20 protein-coding genes are annotated in these 23,492 nt (G+C 44.0%); 10 read left to right on the top strand and 10 right to left on the bottom strand.

Annotated features, from left to right (window positions below):
• Positions 1-4 precede the first annotated feature (4 nt).
• The 4 genes from PN499_RS13740 to PN499_RS13725 all read right to left on the bottom strand — a co-directional run bounded on the left by PN499_RS13740 (position 5) and on the right by PN499_RS13725 (position 4,991).
• A complete protein-coding gene (locus PN499_RS13740; RefSeq protein WP_272032527.1) occupies positions 5-913 on the bottom strand; it encodes an AAA family ATPase in 909 nt (302 codons plus the stop codon).
• A gap of 95 nt (positions 914-1,008) precedes the next feature.
• Positions 1,009-2,199 carry a bifunctional riboflavin kinase/FAD synthetase gene (locus PN499_RS13735; protein WP_417063879.1) on the bottom strand — a complete coding sequence of 397 codons (1,191 nt, stop codon included), beginning with the start codon at positions 2,197-2,199 and terminating at the stop codon, positions 1,009-1,011.
• Positions 2,200-2,370: 171 nt separating this feature from the next.
• Positions 2,371-3,276 carry an MBL fold metallo-hydrolase gene (locus PN499_RS13730; RefSeq protein WP_272032525.1) on the bottom strand — a complete coding sequence of 302 codons (906 nt, stop codon included), beginning with the start codon at positions 3,274-3,276 and terminating at the stop codon, positions 2,371-2,373.
• Positions 3,277-3,908: 632 nt separating this feature from the next.
• Positions 3,909-4,991 carry a class I fructose-bisphosphate aldolase gene (locus PN499_RS13725; protein ID WP_272032524.1) on the bottom strand — a complete coding sequence of 361 codons (1,083 nt, stop codon included), beginning with the start codon at positions 4,989-4,991 and terminating at the stop codon, positions 3,909-3,911.
• A gap of 419 nt (positions 4,992-5,410) precedes the next feature.
• On the opposite strand from PN499_RS13725, the gene PN499_RS13720 reads away from it, so the two are divergent.
• Together PN499_RS13720 and PN499_RS13715 are read left to right on the top strand one after the other, a co-directional pair.
• Complete coding sequence (locus PN499_RS13720) at positions 5,411-8,044, top strand: M1 family metallopeptidase (protein WP_272032554.1); 2,634 nt, start codon at positions 5,411-5,413, stop codon at positions 8,042-8,044.
• A 92-nt stretch (positions 8,045-8,136) separates the two neighbouring features.
• Positions 8,137-8,556 (top strand): NUDIX hydrolase, encoded by a 420-nt coding sequence (locus PN499_RS13715; protein ID WP_007354714.1) that lies wholly within the window; start codon positions 8,137-8,139, stop codon positions 8,554-8,556.
• Between the two features lie 79 nt (positions 8,557-8,635).
• Here PN499_RS13715 and PN499_RS13710 read toward each other — a convergent pair whose 3' ends face one another.
• Positions 8,636-10,294: an adenylate/guanylate cyclase domain-containing protein gene (locus tag PN499_RS13710; RefSeq protein ID WP_272032523.1), complete on the bottom strand. Its 1,659-nt coding sequence runs from the start codon at positions 10,292-10,294 to the stop codon at positions 8,636-8,638.
• A gap of 145 nt (positions 10,295-10,439) precedes the next feature.
• On the opposite strand from PN499_RS13710, the gene rpmI reads away from it, so the two are divergent.
• The 3 genes from rpmI (at position 10,440) to PN499_RS13695 (ending at position 11,871) form a co-directional block, all read left to right on the top strand.
• Complete coding sequence (gene rpmI, locus PN499_RS13705; RefSeq protein ID WP_007354712.1) at positions 10,440-10,637, top strand: 50S ribosomal protein L35; 198 nt, start codon at positions 10,440-10,442, stop codon at positions 10,635-10,637.
• 19 nt (positions 10,638-10,656) lie between these two features.
• Complete coding sequence (rplT, locus tag PN499_RS13700) at positions 10,657-11,013, top strand: 50S ribosomal protein L20 (RefSeq protein ID WP_007354711.1); 357 nt, start codon at positions 10,657-10,659, stop codon at positions 11,011-11,013.
• Positions 11,014-11,340: 327 nt separating this feature from the next.
• Positions 11,341-11,871 (top strand): tetratricopeptide repeat protein, encoded by a 531-nt coding sequence (locus tag PN499_RS13695; RefSeq protein ID WP_007354710.1) that lies wholly within the window; start codon positions 11,341-11,343, stop codon positions 11,869-11,871.
• 215 nt (positions 11,872-12,086) lie between these two features.
• Here PN499_RS13695 and PN499_RS13690 read toward each other — a convergent pair whose 3' ends face one another.
• Together PN499_RS13690 and holA are read right to left on the bottom strand one after the other, a co-directional pair.
• The gene (locus tag PN499_RS13690; protein ID WP_272032522.1) at positions 12,087-13,217 is read right to left on the bottom strand and encodes a hypothetical protein; all 1,131 of its coding nucleotides are present in this window, start codon (positions 13,215-13,217) and stop codon (positions 12,087-12,089) included.
• A gap of 610 nt (positions 13,218-13,827) precedes the next feature.
• Complete coding sequence (gene holA, locus PN499_RS13685) at positions 13,828-14,805, bottom strand: DNA polymerase III subunit delta (RefSeq protein WP_272032521.1); 978 nt, start codon at positions 14,803-14,805, stop codon at positions 13,828-13,830.
• A gap of 231 nt (positions 14,806-15,036) precedes the next feature.
• On the opposite strand from holA, the gene PN499_RS13680 reads away from it, so the two are divergent.
• Together PN499_RS13680 and cbiE are read left to right on the top strand one after the other, a co-directional pair.
• Positions 15,037-15,819 (top strand): DUF1868 domain-containing protein, encoded by a 783-nt coding sequence (locus tag PN499_RS13680; protein WP_272032520.1) that lies wholly within the window; start codon positions 15,037-15,039, stop codon positions 15,817-15,819.
• A 266-nt stretch (positions 15,820-16,085) separates the two neighbouring features.
• Complete coding sequence (gene cbiE, locus PN499_RS13675) at positions 16,086-17,345, top strand: precorrin-6y C5,15-methyltransferase (decarboxylating) subunit CbiE (RefSeq protein ID WP_272032519.1); 1,260 nt, start codon at positions 16,086-16,088, stop codon at positions 17,343-17,345.
• 149 nt (positions 17,346-17,494) lie between these two features.
• On the opposite strand, the gene PN499_RS13670 is transcribed toward cbiE, so the two are convergent.
• On the bottom strand, positions 17,495-18,196 hold the full coding sequence (locus PN499_RS13670; RefSeq protein WP_272032518.1) for a glycoside hydrolase family 24 protein: 702 nt from the start codon (positions 18,194-18,196) through the stop codon (positions 17,495-17,497).
• 127 nt (positions 18,197-18,323) lie between these two features.
• Complete coding sequence (locus tag PN499_RS13665; RefSeq protein WP_272032517.1) at positions 18,324-18,983, bottom strand: SDR family oxidoreductase; 660 nt, start codon at positions 18,981-18,983, stop codon at positions 18,324-18,326.
• 254 nt (positions 18,984-19,237) lie between these two features.
• On the opposite strand from PN499_RS13665, the gene PN499_RS13660 reads away from it, so the two are divergent.
• Together PN499_RS13660 and PN499_RS13655 are read left to right on the top strand one after the other, a co-directional pair.
• The gene (locus PN499_RS13660; RefSeq protein WP_272032516.1) at positions 19,238-19,957 is read left to right on the top strand and encodes a DUF1997 domain-containing protein; all 720 of its coding nucleotides are present in this window, start codon (positions 19,238-19,240) and stop codon (positions 19,955-19,957) included.
• Between the two features lie 152 nt (positions 19,958-20,109).
• Complete coding sequence (locus PN499_RS13655) at positions 20,110-21,066, top strand: glycosyltransferase family 2 protein (RefSeq protein WP_272032515.1); 957 nt, start codon at positions 20,110-20,112, stop codon at positions 21,064-21,066.
• A 326-nt stretch (positions 21,067-21,392) separates the two neighbouring features.
• Here PN499_RS13655 and PN499_RS13650 read toward each other — a convergent pair whose 3' ends face one another.
• Complete coding sequence (locus tag PN499_RS13650) at positions 21,393-21,863, bottom strand: DUF4079 domain-containing protein (RefSeq protein ID WP_272032514.1); 471 nt, start codon at positions 21,861-21,863, stop codon at positions 21,393-21,395.
• A gap of 95 nt (positions 21,864-21,958) precedes the next feature.
• On the opposite strand from PN499_RS13650, the gene PN499_RS13645 reads away from it, so the two are divergent.
• Complete coding sequence (locus PN499_RS13645) at positions 21,959-23,443, top strand: ankyrin repeat domain-containing protein (protein ID WP_272032513.1); 1,485 nt, start codon at positions 21,959-21,961, stop codon at positions 23,441-23,443.
• Positions 23,444-23,492 lie beyond the last annotated feature (49 nt).

Raw genomic sequence — 23,492 nt, 5'->3', positions numbered from 1 at the left:
CCATCTAAGGAATCGCCACAGAACGCAAAAGGCGATCGATAATAGTCTTAGAACGCCGTCCTCCCGCCGGAATCAAGCGGTGTGAAAGTACATGAGGTGCGAGTTCCTTCACATCGTCAGGAATAACATAGTCCCGTCCCGATAGAAACGCCAAAGCTTGCACCGCCCGATGTAAAGCCACAGCACCGCGAGGACTTACACCTAAAGTAATTTCCTCATCTTCCCGCGTCGATCGCACCAAATTGACAATATACTCCTTCAACGAATCCTCAACCTTCACACTCGCGCACAGACGGCGCAATTCTTGAATTTCATCCAAACCAAGACAAGGTTGTAACTCCTCAACCGCAACAGCGTCAGAAAGCCGTTGTAGCATTTGCAACTCTTCTGAAGACTTAGGATAGCCCAAAGTCAAAGACAACATAAAACGATCCATCTGCGCCTCTGGCAGGGGAAAAGTCCCTTGATACTCAATCGGGTTCTGAGTAGCAATTACAAAAAACGGGCTAGGAACAGCGCGAGAAACTCCATCTACCGTTACCTGCCGCTCTTCCATCACTTCTAGCAAAGCAGACTGCGTTCGCGGCGTAGCGCGGTTAATTTCATCCGCTAACAGCACGTTTGCAAACACTGGCCCAGGCAAAAATTCAAATTCACCGCTGCGGGGATTCCAAATATTAGTCCCAGTTATATCCGTCGGCAATAAATCGGGAGTACACTGAATCCGCTGAAACTTGCCAGCGATCGATCGCGCCAGAGACTTAGCTAATAGGGTTTTACCCACACCAGGAACGTCTTCTAACAAAGCATGACCCCCGGAAAGCATCGCCACCAATACCAACCGAATACTATCCGCTTTACCGACAATAGTTTGACTCAGATTTTGCTTGAGCCGTTCAATACGATCTTTCATAATTGCTAATTGCTAAGTACTAATTTTTATTGCTCATTCCCCTAAACTTATGCAGCCTAGCCCCTAACTATAAGTGCTAAGCAATTAAAAACCTCCTAATCACCTTGTGGGTTACTATACAGCAACTTTCTGGCAAATGCACAGTCAGACTGAATTTGAGCCTTTAGCGCTTCCAGAGAAGGAAACTTTTGTTCAGGCCTCAAAAAATTTTCCAGGCTTACATTTAAGGTTTTGCCATACAAATCCCCAGAATAATCTAACAGGTGAACTTCCACAGTGGGACTAACACCTTCCACAGTGGGACGGCAGCCAATATTCATCACTCCCAATATTGGAGGATTAAAACTTTTAGGCGTGAGGTTTATTGTCTTAGGTCTAAGCTTAAATTTTCCTGCGCCTGAAGCCTCTTCCTCAGTCTCTTCTTCGATCGCAACTCGCACAGCGTACACGCCAAAACGGGGCAAAAACTTTTCTGGGGGTAACTGGAGATTAGCAGTGGGAAATCCGATAGTTCGACCAATTTTTTGACCCTCAACAACTACTCCACCTACGCTATATGGACGGCCTAACAATTGGTTTGCCTTCTGGAGATTGCCATTTTGGAGAGCTTCCCGGATTGCAGAACTGCTGATCCTTTCTCCTGCGTAAGTGTAGAGTGGTACGAGGGTAACGTCAATGCCATAAGTAGCAGCGATCGCAGCTAAATCTTTAGCTGTCCCGGTTCGTCCGCGCCCGAAGCAAAAATCCAACCCTACACTAATTCGGGTTGCTTCCAATTGCTGCACTAAAATTTGTTCAACAAACTGTTTTGGAGTTAGCGCCGCCAATTCTTTATTAAAGGGCAACAATACCAGTTGCTCAACACCCATAGACCTCAGCAGAGCTATTTTTTCTCTTAACGGCGTTAACATTTTTCTGGGTTTGCCGCTAAAAAACTCTTGGGGGTGGGGGCTAAACGTCACCACTGTTGCACAAGCAGGTTCTAGGCGGTCGGATTTGTAGCCTTTGTAGTTGACTTCAGCTACAGGTGGCGAAATAGCTAAACGCTCGTCATGAAACGTCCGAGAAAGAGGTCTAGCCAACTCCCACATAGGCACTAAGCCTTCATCAAGGTCAGGGCTCGATCGTACTGACTCTTGTGGGGGAATAAGCATCGGGGCAAGCATTTGTGCCCGATTCAGGATTGGCAGCACGACTTGTTGGTGCCCCAGATGCAAACCGTCAAAATTTCCCAAGGCAACGGTAGTAGGAGTCAAAGCAGCGGTAGAAGAATAAGTTACCCACACGCTTAACATTTTGACATATTTAGCCGTTACGCGATCGCTACGCCTCTAAATCAATTTAAAATTGACATTGGTAGACGAAGGATAATAACTTTACCCATCAAAGCCATACGGCATTTAGATTTTTGAGCGGCGGATTTTAGCTGCGACACCCGATTTAAAATTTAAAATCCGCTATGCAGACACCTTAACTTCCGATTGTACGGACTCCTCAACAGCACCATTAGTCGGAGGCACCAACTGGATAGACAAACCTTCCCGTGCCATCAGGCTATCAGGGAATTTTTGGGCAACCTGCTCTCCGATGCGATCGAGAAAATCGTCATTATGTAAAGGGTCATGGTGGAAAATCACCAGCTTTTTAACATTTGCGGCCTTAGCTACCTTCACCGCTTCTTGCCAAGTCGAATGTCCCCAACCAACTTTTGGCGACTTTTCGGAGTAATATTCTTCATCCGTATAGGTAGCGTCGTAGATCAGCACATCAGCATTCCTAGCCAAAAACAGCACATTTTCATCCAAGCGATCGGGAAAATGTTCTGTATCCGTGACATAAGCTGCTGCATATCCTTGCCAGTTCACGCGGTAGCCCACAGCTTCCCCAGGATGGTTTAACAGAGCATTTTCGACTTTAATATCGCCGATTTCCACTGGCTGGCCAATTTCGATATCGTTGAACTTGAGGTCAGCCCCCATAATTTGCAACGGTACTGGAAAATTGGGGTGAAGCATTTGGTCATTAAGCCGCTGCTGAATAGTTGCCCCATTGGGAGCTATAGCTCCGTGAATGCGAAAAGAATTGCATTTGACAAAAGCAGGGACGAAAAACGGAAACCCCTGGATGTGATCCCAGTGGGAGTGAGTGAAGAACATATAAGCTTCTACGGGCATTTGGGACAGGAGACTTTGCCCCAGTACCCGCAATCCCGTACCGCCATCAAAAATCAGGCGGTGACTCCCCACTCGCATTTCTACACAGGGTGTATTGCCGCCGTAGCGCACTGTTTCTGCCCCTGGAGAGGCTATGCTGCCTCTAACGCCCCAGAAGTGAACCGTGAATTGGTTTTGCATACTAGACATGGGTTTTCCTGCAAGATTTCTTAGGCGATCTATCGGTAAAGTGTTTACATCTCGGTAAGGTATGAGCCATCAAACCCAGGATCTCTGGCGTTAGAGTGAAGCGCAACCTTGCAATGTGCGCTTGTCTCGGCTGCAAGACGCAAGCAAAACTATTGGGCTTGATAACTGAGTTAAGAAATTACAAGGTAGACTGTTGAAGTCTGGAGCGCAAGTATTTTCCCGACTCTTCACTAGCCTAACCTCCCTAGATACACTTTGGGGAAGAGTGTGGCAAGAAAGGCTGTTCTTCTGCTTTTGTCTCCCCCAGAGAGATGCACTTGCTACCAGCTCTCAAACGAGATCCCTGTTGTGAGCAACTGAAATTTTGGTTAATTTAAAAAGCTTAGCAGTTCAGAGCTATTCTTTCACTGTAGTAACTTTATCATCAAATTTAATGACCCGCAGGCAGACTAATCCTGTGGTTGACACTCCCACCCCTCAAGGGGATGGGATTCTTTGATGCTCGCGGTGCGGTCAAATTCTGTCACCAAATTCTGTGACAGAGCTTTAGGGCAAAACGCGCTGTCGGACTGCTTACTCTTGTTCTGGGGTAAGGAAGCTGAATTTGATATTAACAGAGCGTTACCGAAGATTTAAGCAACCGTCACATCCGGTGACAAGTAAATATCCTGAATCGCGTGGAACAATTTCACCCCTTCTTCAAATGGTCGTTGAAAAGTTTTGCGACCCGAAATTAATCCGCAACCTCCAGCGCGTTTATTAATCACCGCCGTGCGAATTACTTCGGCAAAATCATTCTTACCAGAAGCACCCCCAGAATTAATTAAACCCATGCGACCAGCATAACAATTGAGCACTTGATAGCGGGTTAGATCGATGGGATGATCGCTGGTTAAATCTGAGTAAACGCGCTTGTCTGTTTTCCCGTAACTCTGACCGCTGGCTTTAGCAACAGCCTCATAGCCGCGATTGCACTCTGGCAATTTCTGCTTAATAATATCAGCTTGAATCGTCACCCCCAAATGATTTGCTTGACCAGTTAAATCTGCCGCAAGGTGATAATCTTTATCTTGTTTGAAGATATCGTTGCGGAGATAGCACCACAAAATTGTCGCCATTCCATATTCGTGAGCGAGTGCAAAAGCTTGGCTGACTTCTTGAATTTGCCTGGTGGATTCCGGCGAACCAAAATAAATTGTAGCACCTACAGCTACAGCTCCTAAATTCCAAGCTTGTTCTACAGAAGCAAACATCACTTGGTCGAATTGATTAGGATAAGTTAGCAATTCATTGTGATTAAGCTTGAGAATAAAGGGAATTTTGTGAGCGTATTTGCGAGAAACACTGCCTAAAACTCCTAGAGTTGTTGCTACAGCATTGCAGCCAGCAGATATTGCCAACTTGATGATATTTTCGCTGTCAAAATAGATCGGGTTCGGTGCAAAGGAAGCTGCCGCAGAATGCTCAATTCCTTGGTCTACAGGTAAAATGGACAAGTAGCCAGTGTTAGCTAGACGGCCGCTAGAATAGAGTTGCTGAAGAGATCGTAGAACTTGCGGAGAGCGATCGCTCTGACCAAAAATCCGCTCTACCCAGTCGGGACTCGGAAGGTGTAACAAATCTTTGGAAACTTTCGCCTTATAGCTGAGTAAGTATTCAGCTTCATCGCCTAGTGAAGTCTCGATTAAATTAGGAACTGATAGTGTAGCGGTCATAAGGTTTGCCCTAAATACTTCAGTTTCAGGCTTTGCCTTTAAAGACACTGCCCTAGTAAAAATTCTAACGAAAATTCCTCGATTTTCCCATTCCTTACCTTGAAAATTCCTAAAAAACTATATAACCTTAATTTAATTTTTACGTTGATTGTTTTGGTAGAGGTAAATATTAAAGCACAATTGGATATTAAAAATACTATGCACCCTCAAGTAAGGTAGTAACAAAAAAGATACGAATATAACTAAAAGTGACTGCGTTCGTAAACTCTCTTCCCTAGAAACTACTTTTACAGTTTACAAGCGATCGCCCTCCAAACCTCCTTACTAAGGCTAAGACGCGCTACCCTGTAATAAGCAGTGCGCTCTCTGGCAGCTCAAGCACTAGCTATCCTTTATTGTCTCATACCCTGACAGTCCCGATGTTGCATTTTTTCTCCGATTCCGAAACCAACGGCCACAAATCCTTCGAGTTACCTGGTGCCCGCCCCCACTATAACCCCGATCGCCCTGGCCAAGTTGAGCATATTTTCTTAGACTTGGTGCTTGATATTCCCAAACATAGCTTTCATGGCACTTGCAGCATCCGCCTTAACCCAGTACGCAGCGGTATTGACAAATTGACTTTAGATGCTGTCAACTTAAAAATTAAATCGGTGAAAGTTGCTGAAAAAGCACAAAATTTCGATTACGATGGCGAACAGTTAGAGGTGCAATTACAATCGCCAACAGCAGCAAATATTCCCCTAACAATTGATATCGCCTACTCAGTCGAAAAACCCCAACGCGGACTCTATTTTGTCGGGCCAGACAAGCACTACCCAGACAAACCCTGTCAAGTTTGGACTCAAGGCGAAGACGAAGACTCCCGCTTTTGGTTTCCCTGCTTTGACTACCCTGGACAACTCGCTACATCAGAAATCCGGGTACAAGTTCCCAAGGAATTTATAGCTATTTCCAACGGCGAATTAATCGACACAAAAACGGAAGGTAGCGATAAAATTTATCACTGGTCGCAACAACAAGTTCACCCCACTTACCTAATGACTTTAGCTGTGGGAGATTTTGCGGAAATTAAAGATGAATGGCAAGGAAAACCCGTAACTTACTACGTCGAAAAAGGTCGCGAAGCAGATGGTCAGCGTAGCATGGGTAAAACGCCCAAAATGATTGAGTATTTCTCTCAAACTTACGGCTATCCTTACCCTTATCCTAAATACGCTCAAGTCTGTGTAGATGATTTCATTTTTGGCGGAATGGAGAATACTTCTACCACATTGCTAACAGATAGATGCTTGCTAGATGAACGAGCCGCGCTCGATAATCGCAACACAGAAAGTTTAGTTGCTCACGAACTTTGTCATCAATGGTTTGGCGATCTAGTGGTAATTAAACATTGGTCGCACGCTTGGATCAAAGAGGGCATGGCTTCCTATTCTGAGGTAATGTGGACGGAATATGAATATAGCAAAGATGATGCTGCTTACTACCTATTAATGGAAGCCCGCAACTATTTGGCTGAGGATAGTTCACGCTATCGTCGCCCCATTGTTACTCACGTTTATCGAGAGGCAATTGAGCTTTATGACCGACATTTGTATGAAAAAGGCGCTTGCGTCTATCACATGATTCGGGCTGAATTGGGAGATGAATTATTCCTGCAAGCTGTTCAAACGTTCGTGCAGGATAACGCTCATAAAACTGTAGAAACAATAGACTTGCTAAGAGCAATAGAAAAAGCTACTGGTCGCAATCTGTTATTTTTGTTTGACCAATACGTTTATCGCGGCGGTCATCCTGACTATAAAGTTAGTTATGCTTGGGATAATGACAGCAAGTTAGCGAAAGTTACGGTGACGCAAACGCAAGTAAAAGAGGGAAAAAATGGCAAGGCTAATGGCAATGGCAATAGCAATAGCAAAGATTTATTCGATTTGAAACTACCTCTAGGATTTGGGTACACCCAGCAAGAAGGTGAAACAACTAATACATCCGTAAAAACTTTCACTATTCGCGTCCACGAACGGGAACAAAGTTTTTACTTTCCCTTAGAAGCCAAACCAGCTTTTATCAGTTTTGATGCTGGTAATAACTTCTTAAAAACTGTTAGTTTGGAGTATCCAGTTGCTGAACTAAAAGCTCAGTTGAAATTCGATCCAGACCCAATTTCGCGTATTTATGCAGTTCATGCTTTGGCGAAAAAGGGAGGTTTAGAGGTCGTGAAAGCGCTATCAGAAGCTCTCAAGAACGATCGGTTCTGGGCTGTGAGGTTTGAAGTAGCTAATCAATTAGTAGAGATTAAACTTGACCAAGCATTTGAAGCTTTAGCAATTGGTCTGAAAGATAAAGATGCTCGCGTTCGCCGTGCTACGGTGAGTGCTCTTGGTAAAATTAAAACTCACGAGAGCTATAAGCTGCTAAAACCGATAGTAGAAAAGGGCGATCCTAGCTACTATGTGGAAGCCGCTGCTGCTAGTGCTCTGGGGGGAATCGCTGCGGCAAATGCCGATGAAAAGCCCTCAGATGAACAGGTAATTAAAGAGTTAAAATCTGTTCTGAAGGAACGCGAAGGCTGGAATGAGGTAGTACGATCTGGTGCGATCGCAGGTTTGGCACAAATGAAAACCTCTGAAGATGCACTAAATCTGATTTTGAAATATACTGCTGCTGGTACTCCTCAAGCTTTACGCTTGGCAGCTATTCGCTCAATTGGTTCTATTTCTAGTGGTCAAACTCCTGCCAATTTAGAGCGGATTTTGCAGCGGTTGGGAGAACTTTCTAAGGAGACTTTTTTCCTGACGCAAGTAGCTGTAGCTGTAGCATTGGGGCAAATGGAAACCCGCAAAGCGATACGCATTCTACGTTCTTTAGCAAATCAAACTCCTGATGGTCGAGTGCGTCGGATTGCGGAGGAAGCAATTCAAAAGGTGCAGAAAAATGTAGGTTCTGATGAAGCTGTTAAACAGTTACGGGAGGAACTAGATCAGGTGAAGAAAGAAAATCAAGAATTGCGGAGTCGTTTAGAGAATTTAGAGGCGAAAGCTAAAAAAGATTAGTTGTGTAATTTGTAACGCCCCCTCTAGGTTGTTATTTACCGCCCAGAGGGCGGCGTTACGAAATAATTAGTGATTTCAATCGGTCAATAGTTATGGCTATAAATCGGAAACCACCTCTATTTATTCAACAATCAGGCGTTATTCCCTATCGTATCCTAGATGGGGAAATAGAAATCATGGTGATTACTTCTTCGACAGGGAAACGGTGGGTGATACCGAAAGGATTAGTTGAACCTGACATGACACCGCAAGACTCTGCTGCAAAAGAAGCTTGGGAGGAAGCCGGACTAATCGGTAATGTTTTGCCTACTTTACTGGGAACTTACGAATATCAGAAGTGGGGACGTATTTGCCGAGTTGAGGTATTTTTATTGCAAGTAGAAATAGTTTTAGAAAGTTGGCCGGAAGCTAAAAAGAGAAAGCGAGAATGGGTCAGCCTTGCTAAGGCAGTAAAACGAGTTGAGGAAGCAGAACTTAAGCGAATTCTTACAGATTTAACGAGTATGTTATGAATTTTATTAAGTGTGGGCGGAGATGTAGTAAATTCCCGCAGAGTGAGATGCACAGAAGGTTGCTATACTTCCTGCTTTTTTATTTCTTCCCCGTCAATAAGTATGTAATCATTTCCCCTTTGCCTTTAATATTAATAACACCTCGCTCCTCAAATAGATACTTGTCTCGCAATAACTCATAAGTATCTACACTAACTTGAATACTGCCGACAATTCCATGAGATTCCATACGCGAAGCCGTATTTACAGCATCCCCCCATAGATCGTAAATAAACTTCTTAGTACCAATTACCCCTGCTACCACTGGCCCGCTATTAATCCCAATACGGATCTTAAAGTCCTCTCCCCGTTTGCTGCTAAATTCATTAATTGCTTCTAACATCTCTAGAGCCATTTCGGCAATTGCCTCTGCATGATCTTTTCTAGGAGTGGGAATGCCACCAGCTACCATATAAGCATCCCCAATCGTTTTAATTTTCTCCAAATCGTACTTTTCAGTCAGTCTATCAAAAGCGGAAAACATTTCATTTAGCAAATAAACTAGCTCCGTCGCCGTCTTCCGCGTTGACAACTGTGTAAAATTAACTAAATCCGCGAACAGAATTGTCGCTTCATCAAACCTATCCGCAATCAGCACGGGTTCCTGTCTCAACCTATCTGCAATCACTTTGGGTAAAATATTAAGTAGTAAAACCTCTGTTTTTTTCTGTTCTATATTAAGAGCCGCTTGCATTCGCTTGCGAGAGGAAATGTCGTGTAAGAAAATAGAAATACCATCGTAAGAAGCAAAAGCTCGGACTTCAAACCATCGTTTTAAATGAGGGTGAAACTCTTCAAAAGTCACGCCAACTTGCTGAGATACAGCTTTGTGTGCCTCTCTATAAAAGGATGATTCTAAAAATTCAGGAAACTCTTCCCAGATATTTTTACCAAAAATTTCTTCCGGTGCTCTTTCAAAAATTTGGGCCGCTTTATAATTCACGTAAGTAAATCGCCACTGCCGATCTAAGGCAAAAAAAGCATCGGCGATGCCTTCTAAGAGATTGACAATTTGTTCGTCATTAGCCCGCAATTTATCCTCGGCTTGCTTATGTCTGACGCGAGTGCGCTCTAAGTTAGCCAAATTAATTCGCAATTCCATCTGATTAATCACTTGACGACCTAAAATTTGTAGTGCATCAAGTTGTTTTTGAGTTAATTGGCGAGGAATTGTATCGAGCGCGCACAAAGTGCCAATGGGAAAACCATCAGAAGTTACTAATGGAGTTCCAGCATAAAATCTAATATTAGGTTCAGAAGTTACTAGCGGGTTGCCAGCAAAGCGCTCGTCTTCTGTCGCATTGGGTACAACTAGCAATTCATTCGGTTGTAAAATAGCATGAGCACAGAATGCAATATCTCTGGGAGTTTCCTCAACTTCGATACCTATCTTTGATTTAAACCACTGCCTGTTAGCATCAACTAGACTAACTAAAGCAATTGGAGTGCCACAAATGTGAGATGCTAAAGCTGTTAGATCGTCAAAGGCTTCTTCAGCCGCAGTATCGAGAACATTATAGTGATAAAGAGCTTTTAGTCTATCTTCTTCATTAGTAGGTAAAGGTGCCGATCGCATTGGCGGCGGTGAAGAGAGGCGCTTCTGAAAAATCCGCGAAACTATCAGCACCTTTAGCCGTTGGAGTTTCTCCCACAGAATTTTTAGCAGTTCCAAAATTCTTTTTTTCAAACTTTTGTGCATATTTTTAGTATATCTTTTCACATCAGAGCTTGGTATCTCTTGCTGATGTCGCCTCAGATGCACCTGCGATCGCTAAAAAAATCTCTTGTACACAATAGCAGAAACGTGGTATCCTTAAGGCTTGTGTCCAAATTAAGGCCGGTTCATGCCGAAATTAAAAACTCGCAAATCGGCTGCTAGGCGCTTTAGAGCCACTGGCAGCGGTAAAATTGTGCGGCGGAAAGCTTACAAAAGCCACTTACTACAGCACAAAAGCTCCAATCGTAAACGCACGCTCTCTCAAATGGTCGTCCTCGATCCGACTAATGAAGAGAATGTACGTCTGATGCTTCCATACTTGTAAAGTTTAACGGAAATAAACGATGACACGGGTAAAACGCGGCAACGTCGCTAGAGAACGCCGCAAAAAAATTCTCAAACTAGCCAAGGGATTCCGAGGCTCGCAGTCCAAGCAGTTTCGCACAGCTAACCAACGGGTGATGCAGGCGCTTCGCAACGCCTATCGCGATCGCCGCAAACGGAAGCGCGACTTCCGCCGCCTGTGGATTGCTCGGATCAATGCAGCAGCTCGCATACACGGTACGAGCTACAGCCGACTCATCGGCAACATGAAAAAAGCCAATATTGAAATCAACCGCAAAATGCTGGCACAAATGGCAGTCATTGACCCGGCAACTTTTGGCAAAGTGGTGGAATTGGCAAATCAAGCACAAGAGTAAAACTGGGATGAGCCTTCATTCATCTGTTAACGGTTAACTGTTAACGGTTAACTGTTAACGGTTAACTGTTAACTGTTACGAATTTAAATTGTATAGCAACCTTCTTGGTAGTTAAGACGTTCTGAGTTCCACCAAACTCCTGATTCTTCCCTTCTTCCCCTTGTTCCCCTTCTTTCCCTTCTTTCCCTAGCCCTGAGCATCCTAGTCCCTAGCCCCTAACCGCCCTGGCGGTTGCTATACGATTCAGATAACTAAATCCCTATTCCCTCTTTCCTCTTCCTTCTACTTATCAAACTTTCAATCTTTCAATCTACCTATTTAAACAGCATGGATAGCGGTTTGCCGATTGTTTATCTATCAGTATTGCTAGCTATACTAGCTAGCGCTGGCTGGTTTATTCTGCGCCAGATCATCAAAACTCGTAAGATCGAAACTACTCTCTTTCGGTTAGAAGCCAAACTCGGTAACGAAAAGGGAACAGCACAGGAATATTACGAATTGGGCAGTATCTATGTAGAGAAAAAACTCTATGCTCAAGCAACGTCACTGTTTCAAAAAGCTCTGAAATCCAAAGACTTACAAGTTGAAGAAGATGCAGCCATCATCTACAACGCCCTTGGTTTCGCACACTTCGGTCAAGAACAATACGATATAGCCATCCGCCAATACAAAGAAGCGATTAGGTTAAAACCCGATTATGTGACGGCCCTTAATAACCTCGCTCACACTTATGAGCGCAAAAAATTAACAACTCAAGCTTTAGAAATGTACGAAGAATCTCTCAAGTTGGAGCCTAACAATCCTACTGCTAAACGCCGTAGCGAATCTCTGCGGAAACGGTTGGTTCCTTCTGCATAGGAAGGGGCAGTTTTGAATTTTGAGATTGCTGCTACAACAGGTAAATTTGTACCCAGCAACACTAGAACCTGCGGGTAGGCTTAGCCAGCGCAGGATTTTCGCTAAATAAAGCAGATTTGCAGTTGTAATATCATGTTTAGCACGAAGCCCTTCTTACAACTGCAAGCTTTCCTCTGCACAGCAGATGACGATCGCCCTATAAACTAACTCAAAAATCACTGCGCTGCCGCTGCCCGCTGCTGAGCTACACCAAGATTTGACTGATACTCTGCTGCCTTCTCCTGAGCTTTTTGATAATTTGGGCTAGAGGGCGGAACAGCCTTCATTAGCTGAACTGCTTTTTCCCACTCACTCGCCACTTCTTCCCACTCACCTTTTGATATAGATGTCTGGGCGAGGTTTGCCGCACTTTGAGCCTTATTAACCCCTAATCTCCAAGAATCAGGTTTAGGTGTCGCAGGTTTAGGTGCGGGTGCGACTGGTTTTGGTGTCGCAGAAGCCACTGGAGAAGGTGCGACTGGCTTCGGTGTCGCAGAAGCCACTGGAGAAGGTGCAACTGGTTTCGGTGTTGCAGAAGCCACCGGAGAAGGTGCGACTGGTTTCGGTGTCGCAGAAGCCACCGGAGAAGGTGCGACTGGTTTTGGTGTTGCAGAAGCCACCGGAGAAGGTGCGGTTGCTTTCACAGTCTTGGGAGCACCGGCCGCAGTCGGAGAAGCAGCCTGTTTTGGCTTCGGAGAGCCCGCTTTAGGTGCTGCTGGTGAAGGAGTTGTAGGCTGAGGAGCCGAACTGTTTAGGAATGGCAAATTACCCGTAAAGAAAAGCCCCGCGAGTGCGGCCACCGGCACAAAGATAATCCCTGCAATTATTGCTAATTTAGGGATCTTCTTCTTTTGAGGGGGATCTTCATCTAGCTCTTCGTCATCCTCATCCTCTTCCTCATCCTCATCAGAGTTGTATTCTTCCTCCCGATCGTAGTCTTCGGGTTCAAGATCGGGATCGTCTACAGGTTTTTTAGGCATTGCATCATCTGCATAAAACATTGGATCGGCGGCTGGCATCAGCTCAATCTCGTCTTCCCACGCCGGTAAGTCTTCACCTACCTGACGACCGTAGACCTTCACAGTGTGAATTGATTCGACTCCCAAGTTAATCATCCCCTTACGGATAAAGTCCATAAGGGCAGTTTGGTTCGGAACTTGATCTGACTCCAGCATAACCTGGAGGTTGTCATTGTCACGTCCCACTTGGGCATTGATGCCTTTAGGTTGGAGTGTGCGGTTAATTACAGACGCGATCACCTTGGGATCGCCCTGCTTAGCAAGTTCCCGCAGGTTCTGTTGTGTCATAGCTAGCACTTCTTAGAGGGCTGCGAGCAGGTTATTGACACTCTCCGGTCTAAAGACGCGGGGATTTTTAAGCACAACTTTTTAAGGGTGAATCCACAATCAAAAAGTTGATACTTAAAGGGTTTGTCATCAGCCCACTATCCACTCGCTCAAATATTGAGTCTGTGGTTACTTTTTTAGCACGGAGCATCCTGATTTTTAATTCACTGCTTAGCTGCTCATCATTTTACCCCTGACGATACCCAGCGGTATGACGCGGATGTGTTGCGGGATTTCAACCGTTTGCTAGCTAAAGTCACCGTGTCTTGGATGCGCTCTTCAAGTGTATCTTTGTGTTCCTTGTTTTAAGCTGCACGCGCCTAAAAATCAAGTGCTCTTAAAACCAAGAAGTTTGAGACTAAAGTCTCTTGTTGCCTTTGAGCCCTTAGACTGTCGTCCTAGAGTTTGGAGGCTATTTTCATCAAAAACTCCAAAATGGAAATCTATCGCCTTTAGGCATGATATTGCTTCGTACCTCGCAACGCTTCGCGATTTTTGCAGTTTTAGTGGGTGCTAAATAAATCTTTATCTACCACCTTAGCTCTTTCTGGCATTTTCTTACCATTTGCTGCTAGTAGAATAGCGTGCAGAGTTCTATGACCTTGGTTTGTAGAGTTGAAACTTCTTGTGCGCCCCGCTTGAGAGATGATTCTAACTCTAGCAGTAGGGGTAGGGTTTGTTGCAATTTTTCGACAGTCAGGCTCTTGACTTCTTGCCGGAAAAAGTAGATTCGTTTGGGATTGCTGATTTCTGCGGCTTGAGCTATTTTTTCATCGGGCTCGCCGGCTTGCACCCCCAATTTCACCCACAGCCAAATCCGAAATTGAGTTGTTAAGGTGGCTACAATCTTTAAGGCGGGTTCGTTATGTCCGATTAGCTCGGCGACTAGCTGCAAAGCTTGGGCTGTATTGCCTTGGCGGATAGCGGCGGCAAGTTGCAAGCTGTTTTGGGTATTTGACCTGACTAAGGCGGCGATCGCTTCATCGCCCAAAGGTTTGTTACTGTTACCTGCGTAGAGCTCTAATTTATCCAATTCGCTATTTAACTGCCTGGTATCGTTGCCGACGCATTCAGCTAAAAGTGCGATCGCTGCTGGGGTTAATTTTACTCCCCTTCCCTCCGCGACTTGGCGCACCCGCTTTGCCAACTCTTCTGTTTTCCAGGGAGGAATCGGAGAAAATTCGCGAACTTCAGCAGATTTGAGCAGAAACTTAGTAGACTTGAGCCGACTATCCGGTTTATTACGAGTTGTCAACAACAACACGGTGGTGGATGGAATCACTGGCAGAGTCCGTTCTAATTCGGCGAATAGTTCCTGGGAACATTGCTGAGTTATGGGGGTATCCGCTAACCAGACAAAGCGGCTGCCAGCACCGAATGGCGGTGTCATCGCTTGGTTGAGGGCAGAAATAACGGCATCCCCTTGGTCGGGGAGAATTTTATCATAGTTGAAACTAGCCCAGTTGGGGTCAAGGACTTTTTGGCGCAGGGTATCAACTGCTTGTGTCAGAGAGAAGTCATCCTCCCCCCAGAAGAGGTAAATTTGCATAAGAGACTATCAGTTGCCCAATTTTAGGATTTGAGAGCGGGGATCGGCAGCGAATAATTAAAAATTAAAAATTAAAAATTAAAAATTTATTATTTTTTTTAATTTTGCATTTTTAATTTTTAATTAGTGAGTCGTCCATTTAGGCGATTTGCAATTTTGACCTCTACCCCAATCTACAATCTAAAATCGGCTGGGTGCTGAAAGCTATTACTTAGCGCGAGGCAATCGAGATTGGACGATACTTATCAAGCTTACGTGAATCGGGCGGCGCGGCTGACGCTGCTGGACACCTACAAGTCCCAGGTGGAGCACATTCAGGAATCTCCCAAATTTAAGCCCCAACCAGAGGGCCAGAGAACGCCCGTAGCTTTTCCCGGCTATACGGTGACGACACCGCCTTGGGGGGAAGAGTCGGAAAATGCTGCTTTTTATGCGAGTTTGGACGAGTGCCAACAAACCCTCGTGAAGCAGCTAGAGGCAGGGGCGATCGTGCCTGTGCCGAAGGACAGCTTCCATTTAACTTTGGCTGATTTGATTTGGGACAGTGCTTTCCTTGATGCCAGTCAAAATCCTGAATTTGAAGAGAAACTGCGATCGCGCATTGGCGAATGTTTTGCTGACTACAAACTAAATGTAGCCTCGACTCTTCCTATTCGCTGGATGGTGTTGGGACTAATGGTGCGAACTCGGGCGATCGCTGTCTGTTTAGCCCCGATGGATGAAAATTCTTACAAGCAGATTTTGGAGTTCCGCCGCTCTATTTATCAAAATCCTGATTTAATTGCTTTGGGAATTGAACAGCAATATCATTTTACTGCTCACGTTACTCTGGCTTATTTTGGCGATATCGGGTCGGGGCTAGACCGCGATCGCTTTTGCTCTCTGTTGTCTGAGTTAAATGACGAATGGCTGGATGCACCTCAAGAAATTGGGATACATCGGGTCGAACTTCGGAAGTTTGACGATATGACTCACTATTATCGGCAACCAAACTGGCCAGTTTTAGAATTTTAAAATGGTTAACGGTTAACGGTTAACTGTTAACCGTTAACTGTTAACTGTTAACTGTTTAAATTCTAAATAAGTAAATCCACCTAATTAAACATAAAATAAGGATGGTTAAAAAGCTGACTGTATAAACATTCTTCCTTCTCTGCTAGATAACTAAATTTTTCTTCCTTCTTCCTTCTCTCCTAGATAACTAAATTTTTCCTTCTTCCTTCTTCCTTCTTCCTTCTTCCTTCTATTTATCGGTTGACGGCGCACAATTGAGTAAACAATTGACTGTACATATTGTTGGCATTGGTTTAGATGGTGCTGCGGGACTGAGTAAGTCGGTGCAGCAAATTGTAGAAAAGGCGACTCTGCTGGTGGGGAGCGATCGCCACTTAGGCTATTTCTCTAAGCATCGGGCAGAACGCTTGGTTTTGGGAGATTTGACGGGTGCAATTAAAGAAATTCGGCAGCGGTTGGCGACTTCGTTTCCGGGTGCAATTGTAGTTTTAGTTTCGGGCGACCCGCTATTTTACGGTTGGGGACGGCTATTGGTGGCAGAATTGCCTCCCGAACAGTTAATTTTTCATCCGCATTTGAGCTCTGTACAGTTGGCTTTTAACCGCCTGAAACTTCCTTGGCAAGATGCCCACTTTATTAGCGCTCACAGGCGGTCTTTTGAGGAGTTGACTGCTAAGTTACAGCAAGGTGTGGATAAGATTGCTGTACTGACTGATGAGACTTATTCTCCAGGGGCGATCGCACATTTGATTAAGGCTTTAGATTTGCCCAGTCGTTATCAGTTTTGGCTATGCGAAAATTTGGGGGCTGCTGATGAACGAGTCAGGCAATGGTCGTTAGATGCTTTGCAGGGGGAGACTTTTGCACCGCTCAATTTGGTTGTGCTGTTGCGGGAGTCTAGGGCGACAACGGAGCCTCTGGATTTAGGCAGTTTGCCGATGCTAGGGATACCGGATGGTAATTTTCTCAGTTTTAGCGATCGCCCTGGGGTGATGACTCAGAGAGAAGTGCGGGTGTTGATTTTGGGGGAATTGTCCTTACAACCAGGTCAAGCGATCTGGGATGTGGGTGCGGGTACTGGGGCAGTTTCGATTGAAATTGCCCGGTTGTTCCCGGATTCTCAGGTTTATGCGATCGAGAAAATGGAGGAAGGTACGTCTTTAATTGAGCAAAATTGTCGCCGTTTTCAGGTACACAATGTAATTTCAATTCACGGCAATGCTCCTGAAATTCTACATCGTTTGCGACCGCCTAATCGAATTTTTGTTGGTGGTAGTGGAGGAGAAATTACTAAAATTTTAGGTGTTTGTGCTTTGCGAATGTTACCAGGAGGAGTAATAGTATTGGCAATGTCTACTGTAGAAGATTTAGCTGCTGTTTTGAGTTGGAAGGAGGAAAGAGTGCGGCGGGAACCGAATTGGAATTGTAAAATTATGCAGGTACAATTATCCCGCTCGGTGCCTGTGGGAAATTCAACCAGATTTGACTCATTAAATCCCGTTACTATTGTGACGATGAAGAGGTGAGATAATTTAGCTAGGGGCTAGGGAATAGGAAAAGAATGGAAGAATGGAAGAATGGAAGAAGGAATAAGCGAGTGTCTTAAACACCTTAGTAAAAATGCTGCTTACAAGAAAATTTAGATTTTGTGGTACGGGCATCTTGCCCGTCCAGATTAACTTTCTTTCCGCAATTCTTCTTGTAGCATTTCCTGATATATTTCTGGCAATTCTCCGGTCATAGAGTTATCTTCTATACCATATCCTAAACTTGTCCAAGTCCCCGATAACAACCGCTGCACTTTATTGAATTTGCCCTGTTGTAACAATGCGGAAATATCGGCTTTCCAAAACTTGGTATCGCTCAGCCAAGCATAAACAACAGCATCCTGAAATTTTGGCTCAAAACTGTACTCTTTCCAGAAGATAAACTGAGCAGGATGGGGATGATATCGTTTAGCTTTTTCCTCCCAAGTAGAACTCAAAAATTGATATCGCCCCGCCGCTGTAGTACACTTTCCCCGATTGGGGCCGGAGACAATTTTTACGCATAAATCGGGATGACGGCTTAAATCAGATACAAGTTCGCCACCGTAAATAACAGAGTATGGTTTGCTAACATTCGACTCGCTTGCTGATATCGTTCGCATCAGGGCTCGAATGTAAGGATCGCCGCCTTTCATTGCTAAAGGAGGCAATTGATTGCCATCATTTTGAACTACAAAAGATTCTTGATTTCCGTGCCAATTCCCAATCAAGAATGCTAGAATAAAGATAGTTACGCTGCTGAAAATCAGGCGTTTCAAGATTTGGATTTCCGAGCGGCGAAATAAGCCTAGTTTTCTGCGGCCAACTTCTCTAACTCTAATTCTTGTCATTCCTTGTAATTCCTTTGATTTTCCTATGTAGTTGCGCTGTCTGGGCTAAAGCGCAACTATATAGGGAGTTAACTGCGTGCAATTTGACTAAAGCCTTACTACAAAATGCGATCGCACAGTTCCCGATTTAAGCCGCACCAGCAAACAACTGGTCAAAAGTCTTCGTCTGTGCCTCAGACTTCGCCACAATCTCCACAATTTTATTACGAGATGCAGGCTGAAACAACGCCTCAACGCAAACCTGCGCCACCTTAGTTCGCGGAATACTCCCATCAAAAAGTTTATCCGCAGACTCCATCACGATCGCATCGGTGTTATCCTCATTCTTCAGACCCCCAGGCCGGACAATCGTGTAAGTCAAACCACTTTTTTGCAAATATTCCTCCGCTTGCTTCTTCCACACCAAAATCAGCCAAAACAAATTCAGCGGGTGGAAAAAATTAGAAACGCACAAAGAAGTCACGAGCACAAAATGCTCAATTCCCTTAATTTTGGCAGCATCTACCAGATTTTTAGTACCTTCATAGTCCACCTTATAAGGCCCTGTCGGGTCAAAGCTAGGCTTAGCACCAGTGGCACAAAGTAGCACTGTGCAGTCACCTATGAGCTCCGGGAGAGACGCTGTATTTAATACATCACCTGTCACCAATTCCGCCTCTGGAGGTAGAATCTCCCTAGCTGTCTCTAAATTCCGAACTAAAGCACGGACAGGAATATTGCGCTTTATGAGTTCTTCGACAATCCGACGACCAGTTTGACCAGTTGCCCCTGCTACAAATGCTTTCATAAAAACTCCGTTGGAAACCCTGCGGCATTTAGACCCAGAGAGAAAAAAGGTTGCAGACTTTAGCCTACCTTGAATATCAAGCTCAAGCCCCCTGTCTAAAGACTGGGGTTGCTTACAATCTCGCGTTATGCTGAGTTAAGATCAAATTTTTCTTGCTGCTAAGCACAACTTTCCCCATTATCAATTCTAGAGATTAAATCTTCAACTGGTATCCTTAAGCCGAGAAAACCGCATCTATCACAGGAGAGCATATCATGCAGCAGGATTCGTCTGAATATCAAGCTGTTCAAGTTTCCGAAGAACTTTGGAATGAACCGTCTAACATCCCGCAACCGGAAGCTACAGAGGTATCGGCAGAAACTGAACAGACTTGGTTTCACAGCCATTTTGAAGACAGTATGGAGATGTATGCCGATGCTCAGACGGTAGCTAAACATTTTGATAACCACCATACTTGGTTCATCCCTTGTGCTCACCCGATGAAAGCTGAACCCCTTGGGGAGAATGGCTACGATATGTTAATTGGGCGTTTTGGCGCTTTTGGGTATATCGTAGAAGCGCGGATTGGTTTGGAATTGCTACCCCGCGATGAGCAAGGATTTTACCGCATTCGGACTATTCCTATTCCCGATTATACCGCTCCTGGATATGATGTTGATTTTTGCTCAGTTATGGAGTTAGTAGAAGTACCGACAGAAGAATTTTCTGCAAAATTAAATGCGTCTGAGCTTGCTCAGTTGCCACCAGTAATCACCAGTGTTAAATGGCAGCTAGATTTAGCAGTGGGGCTATATTTTCCTAAGTTTATTCGAGGTAAATCTAGTGCTTTAATTCAGAAGACGGGGGAGGGTGTTTTAGATAAAATTGTAGGTCAAGTTAATCGGCGATTAACTTACAAAACTCAGCAAGTTTTTCACGATTCATTAGGGATACCGTTTCCGAAAAAGCTTCATAAAAAATTTGTTAACAGTTAGTTTGTTTGTAAGGTGGGCGCTCGCTGCAAAAAGCTGATAAATTATAGCTATAGATGGTTGTCAGCGAGCGCCCACCCTACTACTACGTTTAAACTAGATAACTAAAGCCTTCTTCCTTCTACTTAGCCATTAGCAATTTTTCAGAGATTTTTATGAGTTCAAAGGTCTGCATTGTAACTACTGTCAAAGACCCCGGAAATATTCTTGAATCTTTTATTCGCTACCATTTAAAAATAGGGATAGTCCACATATTTATCTTTTTTGATAACCCAGAAGATGAGGCAATAAAAATTGCTCAAAGATTCTCCAATGTCAGCGCAATTCCTTGCGATGAACGCTTGAAATTTCAGCAAAAGGGAAATACTCTTTACAACAATATGGCTCAGCACGTCACTAGCGAAGTGATGGCTAGACAGATTTTAAATGCTGAAACTGCCATCAAATTAGCCTGGGAAATGCAGATAGATTGGATTATCCATATTGATTGCGATGAACTCTTTTACACCCAAGAGTCAATCTCGGATCATTTTGATTTTATTCCGTACAGTATAGGTCAAGTTCTCTATCGAAATTTTGAAGGTGTGCCAGAGAAATTGGCAATAGATGATTACTTTAAAGAGGTGACGCTGTTTAAAAAACATGGGCATTTAATGCCTTATCCTTTACCTGATGACTACAATAAGTTTTTTAGGAGAGAAGAGTATTTTATTGGTTATGGAAATGGTAAGGCGGCGGCGCGAGTTTTGCCCGGTGTTTTGCCAAGTGGAGTTCACGAATTTACTACAGTTGAAAAGCATCCAGAAACGGCTCAGTGTACGAGTTGTCCGCTGATACTTCATTATATCAGTTGCGGATTTGGATTTTATTATCGCAAGTATCAGCAGTTAGGTAATTTTTCAGATTATTGGTTTGGCGAGACTAAAATTCCCGTTACGTTTCATACTAAATCTAGAGATCTTTTCTGTTCTGGTGACATTGATAAACTAGCAGATTTTTATCGCGAACAGGTTGTGTTTGAAAATCAGGAGGAGACTGATTATTTAATTGAGAAAGGCATTCTTGCTCGAATTTGGAAACCTGCATCGCTGCTTTCTCCTCTAATAATTTAGAATTGTTAGTGGTTAGTGGTTAGTGGTTAGTTGTTAATTGTTAGTTGTTAGTTGTTGGTTGTTGGTTTTTAGTTGTTGGTTTTTAGTTGTCATTGCGAACGCAGTGAAGCAATCCCAAAACCTTGCCACAAAGTTACAATTCATGAGTTCTGCCTTTAGTAACCTCAAGGCGATATCAACCTATTGTGATTGCTTCCTCAATCTATTGCGATTGCTTCCTCAACCTATTGCGATTGCTTCGCTACGCTCGCAATGACAACTAACAATCAACAATCAACAACTAACAACTAACAACTAACAACTAACAACTAACAACCAACAAATTACTACATTTTGCTAATAATTCGCAGCACGATTTCTACTCCCGTAACTGCTTGCCAAGCAAATAGTCCTAAAAGAATGACATTGAGAGCAATATGACTGTATCTTGCCCAATCATTCCCTTTCTGCATATAGGGAGATAAGGCGGCAGATGTGGCAATTATTCCTGTCATACCTAAGCCTGCTAAGAGGTGTGGGCCAACAAACAGTTTGCCGTTGTTGATGTAGGTGACACCCATGCCAAGGAGGGTATTGATTACCATTATGGCTAAAAGTATAGAGCCGATTTGGTAGTGCTTGATGTTAAACTTACCTTTGATCAGCTCTTTTTTGACTTCGCCTTCGCTTGCTCTGGTACGCCGGATTTGGATGCCGAGGTAAAGGGCGTAAAATGCGATCGCAAACAACACCCACATTAAAGCAGGGTGGATGAATTGGCTCCAAATTTTAACCGATTCAGGAATTACAAGATTCATAGCGTTCTCAGGATGGGCAAAAAACTTTATAAAACTTAGCATACCATTTAGACAGTCTCATGTGATGGTACAAACAGATGGGATGAGGCGGAATTATGGGGTCTACCAAACACGACGGTTTACTAATCCAGGCAGCTAAAAGCGGCAACATCATTAATGTACAAACCTTACTCGCTAAGGGTGTCAGCGCCAATGCCCAGGATCGAGATGGCACTACGGCTTTGATGTTTGCAGCGCAGAAAGGGTATACGGAAATTGTGCGACTTCTACTTGATAAAGGCGCTGATGTCAACTTTGCCAGAAGACAATTTGGCATCACTGCTTTGATGTTGGCGGCGGCTCACAAACAGGTTGATGCTGTGCGGCTGTTGATAAGTAGGGGGGCTGATGTCAATGCCCAAAATGATGATGGCAGCACTGCATTGATGGCGGCATCTTTGAAAGGGGATATCTCTATTGTGCAACTTCTACTGGATGGGGGAGCTGATGTCAATGTTGAAGATAAAGATGGAGATACTGCTTTAAAAGTAGCCGTTTTACAAGGTGAAAAGACTGTTGTAAAAGCTTTACTAGATGCTAAAGCTAATGTTGATAATTCTACAGTATTATTAGCAGGCAGTCAAGGTCACGCTGAAATTATCGGAATTTTGCTTAATTATGGATTAGATGCAAATTTCAAAAATCGGGAGGGCAAAACACCTTTAATTTTAGGTGCTAAATCCGGGAATTTAGCAATTGTAGAAGTATTGTTGGCGGGTGGTGCTGATGTTAATTTTCAAGATCGAGATGGTGAAACTGCTTTAACTTTAGCGGCTGATTTTGGTCATGTTGATGTGGTAAAAGCTTTGCTGAATGCAGGCGCGGATGTAAATGCTAAAAATGGGGAGGGTGCTACGGCTTTGATGGCAGCGGCGGCGGGAGGAAATGTTGAGATTGCAACTCTTTTGCTTGACGCTGGTGCTGATATTAATGCTAAAGATAACGATGATGAAACTGCTTTAAATTTTGCTGTTGTCGAAGGGAATGCCGAGGTAGTGGAATTGCTTTTGAACCGAGGCGCTAATTTCCAAGTAAGAAATAAGCTAGGTGATACGCCTTTGCTGGTGGCAACTTTTCACGGTTACACTTCAATTGTAGCAGCTTTGTTGCAAAAGATTAAACCGGAGAATAGTTCCTATTTCTTAAATGCCAAAAACTTTGAGGAAACAGCTTTAACTTTAGCAGCATTTCACGGACACGCGGAAGTAGTAAAACTTTTGGTGAACGCTGGTGCTGATGTTAATGTAGTTGCTGACAAAGGTAAGACAGCTTTAATGAAAGCAGCAGATCGGGGTAATATTTCTATGGTACAACTGTTACTAGAAAATGGTGCTAATGTCAATTTAAAAGATGAGGCAGATGCCACAGCTTTAATGTGGGCCGCACATCGGGGTTATGCCGATATTGTACAAATTTTAATTGAAGCAGGAGCGGATTTAAACCCGAAAAATAAGGGCGGTTATACCGCTTTAATGCTAGCGGAATATAACAATTACGCGGATGCAGCAAAACTGCTGAAAAAGACGGGTGCTGCCGATTAAACTTTAACGCAAAATCATAGTACGGCCGCCTTCTAGGCGGTTTCTTTAC

The organism is Kamptonema animale CS-326, assembly GCF_028330895.1.
Lineage (GTDB): Bacteria > Cyanobacteriota > Cyanobacteriia > Cyanobacteriales > Microcoleaceae > Kamptonema > Kamptonema formosum.
The sequence above is the reverse complement of the archived record's forward strand: the minus strand, read 5'-3'. Positions and strand labels throughout refer to the sequence as shown.

Excerpts from the sequence above, each read along its gene's own strand:
- PN499_RS13740 (WP_272032527.1), bottom strand. The coding sequence starts at position 913 with ATGAAAGATCGTATTGAACGGCTCAAGCAAAATCTGAGTCAAACTATT.
- PN499_RS13730 (WP_272032525.1), bottom strand. The coding sequence starts at position 3,276 with ATGTCTAGTATGCAAAACCAATTCACGGTTCACTTCTGGGGCGTTAGA.
- PN499_RS13725 (WP_272032524.1), bottom strand. The coding sequence starts at position 4,991 with ATGACCGCTACACTATCAGTTCCTAATTTAATCGAGACTTCACTAGGC.
- PN499_RS13720 (WP_272032554.1), top strand. The coding sequence starts at position 5,411 with ATGTTGCATTTTTTCTCCGATTCCGAAACCAACGGCCACAAATCCTTC.
- PN499_RS13715 (WP_007354714.1), top strand. The coding sequence starts at position 8,137 with ATGGCTATAAATCGGAAACCACCTCTATTTATTCAACAATCAGGCGTT.
- PN499_RS13710 (WP_272032523.1), bottom strand. The coding sequence starts at position 10,294 with ATGCACAAAAGTTTGAAAAAAAGAATTTTGGAACTGCTAAAAATTCTG.
- rpmI (WP_007354712.1), top strand. The coding sequence starts at position 10,440 with ATGCCGAAATTAAAAACTCGCAAATCGGCTGCTAGGCGCTTTAGAGCC.
- rplT (WP_007354711.1), top strand. The coding sequence starts at position 10,657 with ATGACACGGGTAAAACGCGGCAACGTCGCTAGAGAACGCCGCAAAAAA.
- PN499_RS13695 (WP_007354710.1), top strand. The coding sequence starts at position 11,341 with ATGGATAGCGGTTTGCCGATTGTTTATCTATCAGTATTGCTAGCTATA.
- PN499_RS13690 (WP_272032522.1), bottom strand. The coding sequence starts at position 13,217 with ATGACACAACAGAACCTGCGGGAACTTGCTAAGCAGGGCGATCCCAAG.
- holA (WP_272032521.1), bottom strand. The coding sequence starts at position 14,805 with ATGCAAATTTACCTCTTCTGGGGGGAGGATGACTTCTCTCTGACACAA.
- PN499_RS13670 (WP_272032518.1), bottom strand. The coding sequence starts at position 18,196 with ATGACAAGAATTAGAGTTAGAGAAGTTGGCCGCAGAAAACTAGGCTTA.
- PN499_RS13665 (WP_272032517.1), bottom strand. The coding sequence starts at position 18,983 with ATGAAAGCATTTGTAGCAGGGGCAACTGGTCAAACTGGTCGTCGGATT.
- PN499_RS13660 (WP_272032516.1), top strand. The coding sequence starts at position 19,238 with ATGCAGCAGGATTCGTCTGAATATCAAGCTGTTCAAGTTTCCGAAGAA.
- PN499_RS13655 (WP_272032515.1), top strand. The coding sequence starts at position 20,110 with ATGAGTTCAAAGGTCTGCATTGTAACTACTGTCAAAGACCCCGGAAAT.
- PN499_RS13650 (WP_272032514.1), bottom strand. The coding sequence starts at position 21,863 with ATGAATCTTGTAATTCCTGAATCGGTTAAAATTTGGAGCCAATTCATC.
- PN499_RS13645 (WP_272032513.1), top strand. The coding sequence starts at position 21,959 with ATGGGGTCTACCAAACACGACGGTTTACTAATCCAGGCAGCTAAAAGC.